Raw genomic sequence first — 12,850 nt, 5'->3', positions numbered from 1 at the left:
TGATTTCAAGCGCAAAAAAATATTTTAACCGCTTGAGCCTAGTGTAAGCTTTGGTATAACGTGCGCGCATTCAAGATTGAGTCGAGACAGATGGGCTTGGCTTAATCCACTGAACAGTAGGGCTTTCCCATGGTCGGGGGGCTAGGGTTAATCTCTGTTTCAGTGCCCGTATGGGGTAGAAAAGAAGGAAAGCAGCAATATGAATGTTAAAAGGCTTATAGCCGGAGCATTTGTCGCATTGACGGTGTTTTTTGGTTTTACGGCAACCGCAAGCGCTCAAGAGCGCGTGGGTCAGCCAGAAGATGGTGGGCTTTGGCTTATCGAGTCCGCAAATGAGCAAGCAGCAAAAGTAGCTGATTTTAATGAAGCTTTGTTGATTCTTATCACTATAATCACGGTTTTCGTTTTCTTGCTAATGTTCTGGGTTATGTTCCGCTACCGCGAGAAGGCGAACCCGACACCTTCGAAGACAAGCCATAATACCGCAATTGAGTTTTTGTGGACGGTTATTCCAATCGGTATTTTGGTTGGTATCGGCTTTTGGTCTATTCCTCTCCTGTACTATCAAGATGTTGTTCCAGAGACTGAGTTTGCGATCCGTGTGACGGGTAACCAGTGGAACTGGACATACAACTATCCTGATCATGATGGTATCGAGTTTACGTCTGTTGTCGTTGATGATGAGACACATGCTGACCCAGCAAAAAAAGCTGCTGCTGAGCAATCACTCAGTAACTTCCTTGGTCGTCCGGCTCACTTTAATGCACGCCTTTTGGATACCGACAATCGTTTGGTTGTGCCTGTGAATACGAAAATTAAGGTCCTTTTGACAGCTAGCGACGTAATACATGCATGGACTGTTCCTTCGTTCGGCGTGAAGCTTGATGCTGTACCAGGCCGTTTGAATGAGACTTGGTTTGAAGTTGATGAAGTTGGAACTTACTACGGCCAGTGTTCGGAATTGTGTGGTAAAGACCACGCTTACATGCCGATCGCGGTAGAAGTTGTAAGTAAAGAAGAATTTGCGAGATGGGTAGAGCAAGCAAAAGCAGAATATGCTGATGCTGGCACTGTCGCATTCGGTCGCTAAGAAGAAGATTAGGGAAAGGAAGCGCAATGGCTCACGCAGACCCAACCGGCTGGAAACGCTGGGTATATTCTACAAACCATAAAGATATTGGTGTTATGTATCTTTGGTTTGCATTTATCGCAGGTATGATTGGTTTCACAATGTCAGGCCTTATCCGTGCTGAACTTGCTCAGCCCGGTGTGACGGTTTTACCTGAAATTTTTGGAATGACACAGGATCAGGCACGTCACATGTTTAACGTGCTGACAACAGGTCACGGTCTTATTATGGTATTCTTCATGGTGATGCCTGCTTTGATCGGTGGTTTTGGTAACTATTTTGTACCGCTTATGATTGGTGCACCTGATATGGCGTTCCCGCGGATGAATAACATTTCATTCTGGTTGATGCCTCCAGCCTTCATTTTGTTACTTCTATCGACATTTGTTGAAGGTAACCCGGGTGCTGCTGGTTTCGGCGGTGGTTGGACAGCCTATGCACCGCTTTCTACAAGTGGCCATACTGGTCCATCGATGGATTTGGCGATCTTCTCGCTTCACGTTGCTGGTGCATCATCCATTATGGGTGCGATCAACTACATCACAACAATCTTCAACATGCGCGCTCCTGGCATGACAATTCACAAGATGCCTTTGTTCGCATGGTCAGTATTGATCACAGCATTCTTGCTTGTACTATCACTTCCGGTACTTGCTGGTGCGATTACAATGCTTCTGACAGACCGTAACTTCGGTACGACATTCTTTGATCCTGCTGGTGGTGGCGATCCAATTCTTTATCAGCACCTTTTCTGGTTCTTTGGTCACCCTGAAGTATATATTATGATTTTGCCTGCGTTTGGTATCATCAGCCATATCGTATCGACATTCTCTAAGAAGCCAATTTTTGGTTATTTGGGTATGGCATATGCGATGGCAGCGATTGGCTTTATCGGTTTCGTCGTGTGGGCGCACCATATGTATACCGTTGGCCTTGATGTTGATACGAAAGCATATTTCGTTGCTGCGACAATGGTCATTGCCGTACCAACAGGTGTCAAAATCTTCTCATGGATTGCAACAATGTGGGGTGGATCTATCCGCTTTACGGTTCCAATGCTTTACGCAATCGCCTTCATTCTACTGTTTACAGTTGGCGGAGTAACAGGTGTTGTCCTTTCAAACGCCGGGGCTGATATCGTGCTTCACGACACTTACTATGTGGTTGCACACTTCCACTATGTATTATCATTGGGTGCAGTGTTTGCGATCTTTGCTGGTATGTATTACTGGATGGGCAAAATGTCTGGTAAGCAATACCCAGAATTTTTAGCGCAAATTCAGTTCTGGATTACGTTTGTGGGTGTGAACTTGATCTTCTTCCCGCAGCACTTCCTGGGGCTGCAAGGTATGCCACGTCGTTATGTTGACTATACCGACGCGCATGCATACTGGAATAAGATTTCATCATACGGTTACATGGTGACATTGGTTGGTGTTGTTCTCTTTATTGTCGTGATGGGTATTACCCTTTCACGTAAGAAGACAGTGGCAGATAACCAGTGGGGCGAAGGTGCAACGACACTTGAGTGGACACTCTCGTCACCTCCACCATTCCACCAATTCAACGAACTGCCTCGTATTAAATAGGGTCTCCTATTTCGAGGAAGGAAATTGGATTGAGCGATTCAGCAATACATAAATTAGACGATCAGCCTTCTGCTATGATGCAGGAGGCTGATGCGCATGCCTTCATCGCGTTGTTGAAACCACGTGTAATGTCACTTGTGATCTTCACTGCGCTTGTTGGGCTTGTCGCCGCACCTGGTTCGATGAACCCTGTGATGTCTTTTGTTGCGATCTTATTGATCGCGATTGGGGCGGGTGCATCTGGTGCGCTTAATATGTGGTATGATGCTGATATTGACGCTGAAATGGAACGAACGAAATCAAGACCAATTCCTATGGGGCTGGTTGCCAAAGAGGACGCGCTGGCTTTTGGCATGGTTCTCTCTGTTGGATCAGTTTTTCTGTTGGGGTTGGTGGTGAACATCACCTCTGCGATTTTGCTCGCAATAACGATTTTCTTCTATGCGGTGGTTTACACTATGTGGCTTAAGCGCCGAACACCACAAAACATTGTTATTGGTGGTGCAGCTGGTGCATTTCCCCCGATGATTGGGTGGGCTGCGGTTACTGATAGTGTTACCTTAGAATCGCTGGTATTGTTTGGTATTATCTTCCTGTGGACCCCGCCACATTTTTGGGCCTTGTCACTTTTTATTTCCAAGGATTATGAAAAAGTGAGTGTTCCAATGTTGCCTGTAGTTGCGGGCGAACGGACAACACGCAATCAAATTCTGTTTTATACGTTGCTGATGGTACCTTGTGCGATGGCACCATTTTTGATGGGTTTCGCTGGTATTGTATACGGCATTGTTGTTGGTATTCTTAGTGCCATATTTATGATGTATGCTGTTCAGGTGTATCGCGGCGTAAAAAATAAAGAGAAAAAACTGTTCTTTTTCTCTATTCTTTATCTTTTCAGTGTGTTTGGAACTTTAGCGCTGGAAAATATTGTCGGAGCCTTTTTCTGATGCCTGAATATTCTGAAATGCATGCCAAAATGAAAAAACGCAATCGCTTGCTTGGTGGTTCATTGGCGGTTTTTGTGGTTGTTCTTATTGTGGTTAGCTATTTCCGTATCAAAGGGTTGGCTCCGTGACAAACCTGGACAAAAAAAATAGCCGTGTAGGAATTCTGGTCGCAGGCACTGCAGTCCTGATGGTTGGGATGGCATATGCGGCTGTTCCGCTCTACGAACTATTTTGTCAGGTTACGGGTTACGGTGGTACAACGCAGGAAGTTGCGGAAGTTGATAGCACTGTCATCGAGCGCGGTATAAAAGTGCGCTTTGATGCGAGTACGCACCGCGATATGGCGTGGGAATTTAAACCGAGCCAGAATAACCAGCAATTGAAAATTGGTGAACAATCAATCGCTTATTATGAAGCATACAATCCAACAAACAAAACAATTGTCGGACGCGCGACCTATAATGTAACACCGCATAAAGCGGGGAGCTACTTCGCGAAAATTGATTGTTTTTGCTTTACTGAACAGGTTTTGAAACCCGGTGAACGGATCGACATGCCTGTGGTTTATTATATTGATCCCTCAATTGATGAGGATCCGAATTTAAATGAAGTGACTGAAGTAACACTTTCTTACACCTTTTTCGCTTTGGAAGGCGAAGAAGCTGAAGAAGCTATTGTTGCATCGGGACGCTAGTCGTAATAGAAGTTAGAAAAATTGGCGCTAGGGGCCAATGAGGATTAGGAGACTTTAAAATGGCAGGTGATGTTAAGCATGATTATCACTTGGTGAACCCAAGCCCATGGCCTGCGGTAGCATCAATTGCAGTGCTTTTGGTAACTGTTGGTGGGGTATTTACTATGAAGCCAGATGCCAAATTATTTGGTGCAGCTGGATTTGGTAACTATCTTCTTATTCCTGGCTTTCTGCTGCTGCTTTACACTATGTTTGCATGGTGGAAAGATGTTGTAAAAGAAGCAGAAACTGGCGATCACACTCCTGTAGTTGGTATTGGCCTTCGTTACGGAATGATACTTTTCATTGCCTCAGAGGTTATGTTCTTCGTCGCATGGTTTTGGGCATTTTTTAATGCTTCCCTTTATCCAGCGCTTCCGATTGAACAAGGTGCGTTTTGGGAAGTTTTCCAGAACGAAGCAGTTTGGCCACCCAAAGGCATCGAAACGTTTGACCCTTGGCACCTTCCATTCATCAATACGTTGATCCTTTTGCTTTCTGGTACCACTGTAACGTGGGCACACCATGCGGTGCTTCACGGTGACCGCGAGGGCCTTAAGAAAGGTCTTTGGTTGACAGTTATTCTTGGTGTGATCTTTAGTTTCGTTCAGGGCTATGAGTACAGCCACGCTGCATTTGGTTTCTCTGGAAATATCTACAGTGCAACTTTCTATATGGCGACAGGCTTCCATGGTTTCCATGTACTGGTTGGAACAATCTTCCTTGCAGTATGTTTGGGCCGTGTATACCGCGGGCACTTTAAACCTGATCATCACTTTGGTTTCGAGGCTGCGGCATGGTACTGGCATTTTGTCGATGTTGTCTGGTTGTTCCTTTTCTTTGCCGTTTACATCTGGGGCGGCGCATAAAGAATGCGGGCTGACAACAGTCAGAAGAATACTGATGCCGATCGTGATCCTGTATCACGGTCGGTTTCGCCTTTTAGGGCAGGTGCCTTATGCAAATGTCCAAGCTGCGGCGAAGGAAATATCTTTGATGGGTTATTAGAATTGCGAACCCAATGTATGGTGTGTGGGTTTGATCTTTCGGAAGCAGATCCTGGTGACGGACCGCAGATATTCGTGATACTGATTTTGGGGGCTTTAACGGCGGTTTTAGCGTTTATGATTGAAGCCGCTTTTACACCCCCTGCTTGGTTTCATGTTGTTTTTTGGACTTTGTTTATTTCCGGCATGGGATTGTGGATGCTACGTGTTTTTAAAGCCACGCTTATTGCCCTACAGTTTCATCATGACGCCCATGAAGGTAATTTGGATCATATGTCTGATTGCGAGTGAATTGAGTTATGATTTCGAATAAATTCCAGCCTGGTTGGGTTGTAACAACGTTAACAATGATTGCTCTTGCTGTACTGATCGGGCTTGGATCATGGCAGGCCAGTAAAATTGGTCCCAAAACGAAATTAATCGATAAGATTGAAACGGGGTTAACTGGCGAATCACTAGCGCTCCCTGTTCATCTCGACACTCCGGTTTCTGAGGAATATAAGCGATTTTATTTTAAAGGCACTGTCCATAATGGAATAGCTGCCAAAGTGTTTGCTCCCAATACGAAGGGAAAATCTGGATATCATTTGTATCTTCCTGTGAAACATCAATTTGGTCGGTGGGTAATGGTCAACTGGGGATGGATACCTTTTGATTACAAGGGATTACCTGAACTACCATTAGGGCAGGAAGTAAACATTTCCGGTGTTTTGTTAACTAACCCTAAGGCTGGTAGTTTCACACCTGAAAATCAGCCAGGCAAAAATACTTGGTACCTGGCAGATATTTTTCAGTTGTTTGATCATTTTAAGCTGGATGAATTTTATCATTTCCGTATTGTCGCAGACCACCAAGCACATTTGGGCGAATTTCCGCTTGGTGGACAAGTAAGGGTAGATATTCCAAATGACCATTTTGAATATATGCTCACATGGTATGGTCTCGCACTTGGGCTGATAGGTGTGTATGTGGCTTTCGGTATTCGCCGTAGTCAAACATATAATGAAGATAAACAGAAAACCGAGTAAGCGAAGTGAAATATATATCTACCCGCGGCAAAGCCGAAATTCTTGATTTTAAGGGCGTTACGTTAACGGGCCTTGCGCGTGATGGCGGTTTGTATATCCCCGAAACTATTCCTGAATTTTCAGAAGACAAAATTCGGTCACTACAGGGGAAATCTTATCCTGAAGTAGCGTTTGAAGTGATAAAGCCGTTTGTAGGCGGCTGTGTTGCGGATGATGATCTAAAGGCGATGTTGCATGATACATACGGCAGTAGTTTTCGCCATGATGCAACGGCTCCAATGATACAGATGGGGCCAAATGAATGGCTACTCGAATTATTTCAAGGACCAACCTTAGCTTTCAAAGACTTTGCTCTCCAGTTGTTAGGCCGTTTCTTTGACTATTTTACCAATGGTTCCGATAAAAAAATCACGATTTTAGGGGCGACCTCGGGTGATACTGGATCGGCAGCAATTGAAGCGTGCCGAGGCCGGGACAATGTTCGTATTTTCATGTTGCATCCCAAAGGTCGCGTGTCAGATGTGCAGCGACGCCAAATGACAACAATCAATGAGGACAATGTCACCAATATTGCTCTTGATGGCACCTTTGATGATTGTCAGGCCCTCGTTAAAGCATGTTTTAATGATTTGGAATTTAGAGATGCCGTTAACCTAACAGCCGTAAATTCGATTAACTGGGCGCGTGTTATGGCTCAGATTGTTTATTATTTTACGTCTGCTCTTAGTGTTGGCGCGCCGGACAGAATGGTGTCTTTCAGTGTTCCTACTGGCAATTTTGGTGATATTTTCGCGGGCTATATCGCAAAGAAAATGGGGCTTCCTATCAACCGTTTGATTATTGCGACCAATAGTAATGATATTTTAGTGCGTGCACTAAAAACAGGCGCTTACCATCAAAATGGTGTTAACGCGACATTGTCACCAAGTATGGACATCCAGATATCCAGTAACTTTGAACGCCTTATTTTCGATCTTGCAGACCGTAATCCTCATCAGGTTGCATCTTATATGTCAGAACTACAGTCTGAAAACGGTTTTACTTTATCCGGCGACGAATTGGCGCGTCTGCACAGTAGTTTTGATGCATTCAAAGTAGATGATGCCGCCACGCTGGAGACAATACGCACAGTGTATGAACGATCTGGGTATATTCTTGATCCGCATTCGGCAATTGGCTTAAAGGCCGCGCGGGAATGTGCATCGTTAAATGCCAAGCCATGTATTACGCTTGCTACGGCGCATCCCGCAAAATTCAGTAGTGCATGCGAACAGGCAATTGGTGTTACACCTGAGTTGCCTGGCCATATGGCAGACTTGTTCGAGCGGAAAGAGCATTATATTTCGCTCGATAATGATAAGGACATGCTACAAAGATTGATCAATGTAGCATAGCTCAAGTTCTTGAAAGTATAAGCAAAGGTTAAACGATTGACCGTTAAAATTACGACCCTTGATAATGGTTTGCGCATTGTCGCAGAACAACGTTTGAATTTGGAAACCGCATCTATCGGTGTTTGGGTGAACGTTGGTGCACGTAATGAAGATAAGACGGTTAATGGTATTACGCACTGCCTGGAGCATATGTTCTTTAAAGGGACTGAAAATCGATCGGCGAGGGATATCGCCTTTGAGATCGAAGCCGTAGGCGGCCATTTAAATGCTTATACAACACGGGATAACACCACATATTATGCGCGTGTTTTAAAGGACGATGTCCCTTTGGCAGTAGACTTGCTCTCAGATATTCTGCTTAATAGCACGTTTGACGAGCAGGAATTAGAGCGTGAGAAGGATGTTATTCTTCAGGAGCTAGGGCAAGCTATCGATACACCCGACGATATCGTTTTCGATCATTTGCAGGCTGCTGCATTTTCCGAGCAAGCGCTTGGTCGCAGTATATTGGGCACTACTGATACAATCAGGTCATTTCGGTCCGATATTTTGCGTCAATATATGCGTGAAAATTATATAACCAGTAATATGGTTGTCTCGGTTGTTGGCAATTTTGATCATGATGCGCTTATTGAACTTGTGGCGCGTAAGTTTGAGAATGCGCCAACTGGTGTGTCAAAACAGGCTGTCTCTGCAAAATACACTGGTGGTCGTATCACAGAAGCCCGCACACTAGAGCAGATACATCTAACCCTTGGGTGGAAAGGGTGTGCGTTTGAGCATGATGATTATTATCCGATGCAAATCTACTCAACGGTTCTTGGTGGAGGCATGTCTTCTAGATTGTTTCAGGAAATACGCGAAAAACGTGGTTTAGCCTATTCTGTCTATAGCTTTACAGGAAGTCACAAAGAAACGGGGATTTTCGGTATTTATGCGGGGACAAGCCCGGAACTTGCGTCACAGGTGATCCCGGTTATCAAAAATGAAATGGCGATGATCGCGGATAATTTTTCCGAAGATGAAATTAAAATTGCGGCTGCCCAGCTTAAGGCTGGATTGATGATGGCCCTTGAATCGACCACAAGCCGTATGGAGCAATTAGGGCGACAGGTTTTGTTATTTGATCGTATTATTTCAACTGAAGAGATGATCAGCAATGTTGAGGCTGTATCCCTCAAAAGTGTTAAGGCAATTGCGACATCACTTGCGAATTCTGATAATATATCACTTGCTGCAGTTGGCGATGAACAGGTCCAATCCTTAAAAGCGGCATAAAACAGATTGTAAGCGGCGTTTAATTTCCGCGTTGCTAAGCGTGTCCTGCGTCACTGGATAACATGGAAATATTGATACCGAGCATGGCCATAGTCCGCGGCCATTTTTGATCTAATTCTGTATTGAAAATAATCTTGTCATCGGCTTCAGCTGTTAGCCATGCATTGTCTTGAATCTCTTTTTCCAATTGCCCTGGCCCCCAACCGGCGTACCCAAGTGCTAGTAGATGGTTATGCGGACCGACGCCGTGTGCAATGGCCCTAAGGATGTCTACCGTTGCCGTTAATGCTAAATGCTCGCTGACGACAAGAGTTGACTCTTGTACATAGTCAGCAGAATGCAAAACAAATCCACGGCCAGGCTCTACTGGGCCGCCACTGTGCATCACCAAATCGGGAATATCAGCGTCGTCTACATCGATATCAAGCTGATCAAGTAAGTCACTAAAGGTCAGATTGTCAAAGCCATTATTAATAACGATGCCCATTGCCCCTGATTCGTCATGCGAACAAATATAAATTACACTTCTGTCAAAGCGTGTATCGGCCATATTTGGCATGGCAAGGAGGATTTTGCCGTCTAAATAAAGTGAACTTGTCATACTGCTTCCTTACTAACTCAAGAACCTTATCGCGTATCACTTCCATGTGCAATGATCTGCGTCATGCACTCTTTCGCAACAGTAACACTTGTTTTACGCCTTTGTGAGAAAAGGTGGATAGATTTCAAGCTGCGCATCTGATAGCTAGGAATGAAATTAACGGAGTTTTTCATGCGATTGTTGTTAGTCATAGTTTCGGTTGTAATTGGAGCGATCATATCCGCTAGTGGGTTTGCCAGCGATAGCGAATGGCAACAACATAATGATATGCTTCGCACACGAATTATTACGGCATCGGATAACACCGAAAGTGATCAGGTTCTCGTTGCATGGGAAGCTGATTTGGCACCTGGATGGAAAACTTATTGGCGTTCCCCTGGCGAGGCTGGGTTGCCAGTTCGGGTCCGTGTTGGCGACAGCGAAAAAGAAATTCAATATCCACTTCCGGAACGGTTTGAATTATTTGGCCTCACTACGTATGGATATAAAGATCGTATTCTTTTGCCATTTTTTGTTTCACGGTCTGAATTGAATGAAGGCCTGGTCGTTGATGCAAGCTTTATGGTCTGTAAGGATATTTGTGTTCCTTTTGATAGTCATTATGAAATCAACGATGAATTATCGAGTTTGAGCATTCATGATGGCCGCATCAAAAGCTGGATGGATAAAGTCCCTTCCAAAAATGACAAAGCAGGCCTCAAGATCAATAATGTAAGGATAACTGGCAAAATCGGTCATCAGCGATTGGTGGTTGATGTTGAAGCAGATCAGGCTCTTTCGAAAGCGGATTTGTTAGCAGAAGGGACCGGCCCATATGAGTTTGGCGTCCCAAGTGTGAAACTGGTTTCAGATGGGACCAAGGCCAGGTTTGTATTGCCAATCATGACAATGAATAAAAGCCTAGATATCAAAGGCGAGACCCTACGTTTTACTCTCTCTGACGGAAAAGGTAATGCGATTGACCGCACGGTCGATACATCTTCGTGATCAGGTGCTTTGATACTTGTATCTCAAAGATAATGATCTAAATTCCCCTGTGTCAGTATAAGGGTAAATTGATATCCTTATACAAAGCTCATAGGAGGACTATATGGCGATTAAAGTTGGTGATCAAATTCCAGCAATGGACTTAACAACAATGACGGCCGACGGACCGGCCCCATTAGCTACGGCAGACTATTTTGCAGGCCGGAAAGTTGCAATCTTTTCTGTGCCAGGCGCTTTTACGCCGACATGTTCAGCTAAGCACCTGCCTGGGTTTGTTGAACAAGCTAATGACCTTAAAGCAAAAGGTATCGATGAAATCGCGTGTTTTTCTGTGAATGATGTATTTGTGATGCATGCGTGGGGCGAGAGCGCGAGCGCTTCTGGCAAAGTTACGATGCTTGCGGATGGTAATGCGGCTTTTGCAAAAGCACTTGGGTTAGATGCTGATTTTTCTGGTTTTGGAATGGGCATCAGAAGCCAGCGTTTTTCTATGATTGTTGATAACGGTGTTGTTAGCCACTTGAACGTTGAAGAACCAGGCGCCTTTAATGTTTCAAGTGCAGAATATATGCTTGGACAGCTATAAAAAGCATATATATTTCAGTATTTTACGAAAGGGGCAGCTTTGTTGCCCCTTTTTTTTATCGATTTTATCCCCATATAAGTAATACTGATTTCATTTATCGATCAATAAAGGGGAATGCATAATGGATATTACGACCGTTCTTGTAGGGTTAGTGATTGTTTTTGGGGCAATAATTGTTTTTTTCGGTGTCGTGACCGTGCCGCAGGGCTACGAGTATACGGTTGAACGATTTGGTAAATTCAGAAAGCTTTTGTTACCTGGGCTTCATATAATTATTCCATTTTTTGACCGTATTGGCCACAAAATGAATATCATGGAGCAAGTGCTCGATATTCCGACACAAGAAGTAATCACCAAAGATAACGCGATGGTTGCTGCGGACGGCGTTGTATTTTTTCAGGTTATGGATACAACCCACGCGGCCTACGAAGTTAGCAATCTGACACTTGCTATTCTTAACCTCACAATGACTAACCTCAGAACAGTTATGGGGTCGATGGATTTGGACGAGCTTTTGTCGAAGCGGGACGATATTAACGGGCGTTTGATGAATGTCGTTGACGTCGCAACGCAGCCTTGGGGCGTAAAAATTACCCGTATTGAGATTAAGGATATCACACCGCCGCGCGATATTGTTGATGCGATGGCGCGCCAAATGAAGGCAGAACGTGATAAGCGTGCTTCTATCCTCGAAGCTGAGGGTGAGCGCGAATCAGAAATTTTGCGTGCAGAGGGTGAAAAGCGCGCGACAGTGCTTGAAGCTGAAGGACGTCGTGAAGCCGCCTTTAAAGATGCGGAGGCCCGTGAGCGAGAGGCTGAGGCTGAGGCGAAGGCAACACAAATGGTATCCGATGCGATCGCTAGCGGTGACCAGCAAGCAATCAATTACTTTGTCGCACAAAAATATGTGGAAGCGATGTCTGATTTTGCCCGTTCCCCTAATGAGAAGGTTATCTTTATGCCGATGGAAGCATCTGGCCTAATTGGTTCTATTGGCGGTATTGCTGAAATGTTCAAGGAAACAAACGGAAATTCAGTCCCTGGACGTAGAAGCGGAAGCGGTATTCCTAACGCGGAGTAATGATATGGATGAAATTATTATATGGATGAATGCAAATGCAGATTGGCTTTGGCTTTCTGTAGGGGTAGCGCTTCTAATTGGTGAAATGCTCGTTCCTGGGATTTATATGCTATGGATTGGCTTAGCTTCGCTGGCAACCGGTGCCCTAGTTTGGTTAATTCCCGGTTTTGAATTTGAACTGCAAGGGATAGCATTTACCTCGATTTCTGTTCTATTGGTCTTTCTGGCGCATAGATATTTTTATGCCAATAAGGAAATGCAAGAGGACAATGGTGTTAACCGCCATGGTCAAAATCATATAGGAAAAACCTACATCGTGGTAAATGCCATTGAAAATGGACGTGGGCACATTAATGTAGGGGATTCAAGATGGCTTGCAGAAGGCGCTGATGCCCCGGTGGGTGCTAAAGTTAAAGTGCATGATATCGAAGGAACAGTGATGAAGGTGGTACCCATAGAGTAGCTCCTTCATAATTTGGGAGCAGGGGCA

15 protein-coding genes are annotated in these 12,850 nt (G+C 44.6%); 14 read left to right on the top strand and 1 reads right to left on the bottom strand.

The genetic code is table 11. The features are described 5' to 3' along the window. Positions 1-199 precede the first annotated feature (199 nt). The 10 genes from coxB (at position 200) to KFF44_RS14055 (ending at position 9,105) form a co-directional block, all read left to right on the top strand. Complete coding sequence (gene coxB, locus KFF44_RS14100) at positions 200-1,090, top strand: cytochrome c oxidase subunit II (protein WP_255935284.1); 891 nt, start codon at positions 200-202, stop codon at positions 1,088-1,090. A 26-nt stretch (positions 1,091-1,116) separates the two neighbouring features. After that, positions 1,117-2,718, top strand: a complete 1,602-nt coding sequence (gene ctaD / locus KFF44_RS14095) for a cytochrome c oxidase subunit I (protein WP_255935282.1) — start codon at positions 1,117-1,119, stop codon at positions 2,716-2,718. A gap of 74 nt (positions 2,719-2,792) precedes the next feature. Continuing rightward, positions 2,793-3,665, top strand: a complete 873-nt coding sequence (locus tag KFF44_RS14090; RefSeq protein WP_370691171.1) for a heme o synthase — start codon at positions 2,793-2,795, stop codon at positions 3,663-3,665. Continuing rightward, entirely contained in the window at positions 3,665-3,793 is a 129-nt protein-coding gene (locus KFF44_RS14085) for a hypothetical protein (protein WP_255935279.1), read from the top strand. Before KFF44_RS14090 ends, KFF44_RS14085 begins: the two co-directional genes overlap by 1 nt. After that, entirely contained in the window at positions 3,790-4,359 is a 570-nt protein-coding gene (locus KFF44_RS14080; protein WP_255935277.1) for a cytochrome c oxidase assembly protein, read from the top strand. The genes KFF44_RS14085 and KFF44_RS14080 overlap by 4 nt, the downstream gene beginning before the upstream one ends. A gap of 59 nt (positions 4,360-4,418) precedes the next feature. After that, positions 4,419-5,267: a cytochrome c oxidase subunit 3 gene (locus tag KFF44_RS14075; protein ID WP_255935275.1), complete on the top strand. Its 849-nt coding sequence runs from the start codon at positions 4,419-4,421 to the stop codon at positions 5,265-5,267. A 3-nt stretch (positions 5,268-5,270) separates the two neighbouring features. Beyond that, positions 5,271-5,696 (top strand): DUF983 domain-containing protein, encoded by a 426-nt coding sequence (locus tag KFF44_RS14070; RefSeq protein WP_255935273.1) that lies wholly within the window; start codon positions 5,271-5,273, stop codon positions 5,694-5,696. 8 nt (positions 5,697-5,704) lie between these two features. After that, positions 5,705-6,433 (top strand): SURF1 family protein, encoded by a 729-nt coding sequence (locus tag KFF44_RS14065; protein ID WP_255935272.1) that lies wholly within the window; start codon positions 5,705-5,707, stop codon positions 6,431-6,433. A gap of 5 nt (positions 6,434-6,438) precedes the next feature. Further along, positions 6,439-7,827, top strand: coding sequence for a threonine synthase (gene thrC / locus KFF44_RS14060; protein ID WP_255935270.1), 1,389 nt, complete (start codon positions 6,439-6,441; stop codon positions 7,825-7,827). A 36-nt stretch (positions 7,828-7,863) separates the two neighbouring features. Beyond that, positions 7,864-9,105, top strand: coding sequence for a pitrilysin family protein (locus KFF44_RS14055; RefSeq protein WP_255935269.1), 1,242 nt, complete (start codon positions 7,864-7,866; stop codon positions 9,103-9,105). Between the two features lie 34 nt (positions 9,106-9,139). Here KFF44_RS14055 and KFF44_RS14050 read toward each other — a convergent pair whose 3' ends face one another. Next, a complete protein-coding gene (locus KFF44_RS14050; protein ID WP_255935268.1) occupies positions 9,140-9,706 on the bottom strand; it encodes a YqgE/AlgH family protein in 567 nt (188 codons plus the stop codon). Positions 9,707-9,877: 171 nt separating this feature from the next. Here KFF44_RS14050 and KFF44_RS14045 point away from each other — a divergent pair, with 171 nt between their 5' ends. The 4 genes from KFF44_RS14045 (at position 9,878) to KFF44_RS14030 (ending at position 12,823) form a co-directional block, all read left to right on the top strand. After that, positions 9,878-10,693, top strand: coding sequence for a protein-disulfide reductase DsbD domain-containing protein (locus KFF44_RS14045; protein WP_255935266.1), 816 nt, complete (start codon positions 9,878-9,880; stop codon positions 10,691-10,693). Between the two features lie 103 nt (positions 10,694-10,796). Next, positions 10,797-11,279 carry a peroxiredoxin gene (locus KFF44_RS14040; protein WP_255935264.1) on the top strand — a complete coding sequence of 161 codons (483 nt, stop codon included), beginning with the start codon at positions 10,797-10,799 and terminating at the stop codon, positions 11,277-11,279. Between the two features lie 121 nt (positions 11,280-11,400). Then, a complete protein-coding gene (locus KFF44_RS14035) occupies positions 11,401-12,360 on the top strand; it encodes an SPFH domain-containing protein (protein WP_255935262.1) in 960 nt (319 codons plus the stop codon). 4 nt (positions 12,361-12,364) lie between these two features. Continuing rightward, positions 12,365-12,823 carry an NfeD family protein gene (locus KFF44_RS14030; RefSeq protein WP_255935261.1) on the top strand — a complete coding sequence of 153 codons (459 nt, stop codon included), beginning with the start codon at positions 12,365-12,367 and terminating at the stop codon, positions 12,821-12,823. The last annotated feature ends 27 nt before the right edge of the window (positions 12,824-12,850 follow it).

The organism is Kordiimonas sp. SCSIO 12610 (assembly GCF_024398015.1).
In the GTDB taxonomy this organism is placed as follows: domain Bacteria; phylum Pseudomonadota; class Alphaproteobacteria; order Sphingomonadales; family Kordiimonadaceae; genus CANLMI01.
This window is presented reverse-complemented; position numbering and strand designations above follow the sequence as displayed.

Bases quoted from the DNA above. Each gene is read 5' to 3' on its own strand.
- KFF44_RS14040 (WP_255935264.1), top strand. From the start codon at position 10,797: ATGGCGATTAAAGTTGGTGATCAAATTCCAGCAATGGACTTAACAACA.
- KFF44_RS14090 (WP_370691171.1), top strand. From the start codon at position 2,793: ATGATGCAGGAGGCTGATGCGCATGCCTTCATCGCGTTGTTGAAACCA.
- ctaD (WP_255935282.1), top strand. From the start codon at position 1,117: ATGGCTCACGCAGACCCAACCGGCTGGAAACGCTGGGTATATTCTACA.
- KFF44_RS14050 (WP_255935268.1), bottom strand. From the start codon at position 9,706: ATGACAAGTTCACTTTATTTAGACGGCAAAATCCTCCTTGCCATGCCA.
- KFF44_RS14085 (WP_255935279.1), top strand. From the start codon at position 3,665: ATGCCTGAATATTCTGAAATGCATGCCAAAATGAAAAAACGCAATCGC.
- coxB (WP_255935284.1), top strand. From the start codon at position 200: ATGAATGTTAAAAGGCTTATAGCCGGAGCATTTGTCGCATTGACGGTG.
- KFF44_RS14070 (WP_255935273.1), top strand. From the start codon at position 5,271: ATGCGGGCTGACAACAGTCAGAAGAATACTGATGCCGATCGTGATCCT.
- KFF44_RS14030 (WP_255935261.1), top strand. From the start codon at position 12,365: ATGGATGAAATTATTATATGGATGAATGCAAATGCAGATTGGCTTTGG.
- KFF44_RS14065 (WP_255935272.1), top strand. From the start codon at position 5,705: ATGATTTCGAATAAATTCCAGCCTGGTTGGGTTGTAACAACGTTAACA.
- KFF44_RS14035 (WP_255935262.1), top strand. From the start codon at position 11,401: ATGGATATTACGACCGTTCTTGTAGGGTTAGTGATTGTTTTTGGGGCA.
- KFF44_RS14045 (WP_255935266.1), top strand. From the start codon at position 9,878: ATGCGATTGTTGTTAGTCATAGTTTCGGTTGTAATTGGAGCGATCATA.
- KFF44_RS14075 (WP_255935275.1), top strand. From the start codon at position 4,419: ATGGCAGGTGATGTTAAGCATGATTATCACTTGGTGAACCCAAGCCCA.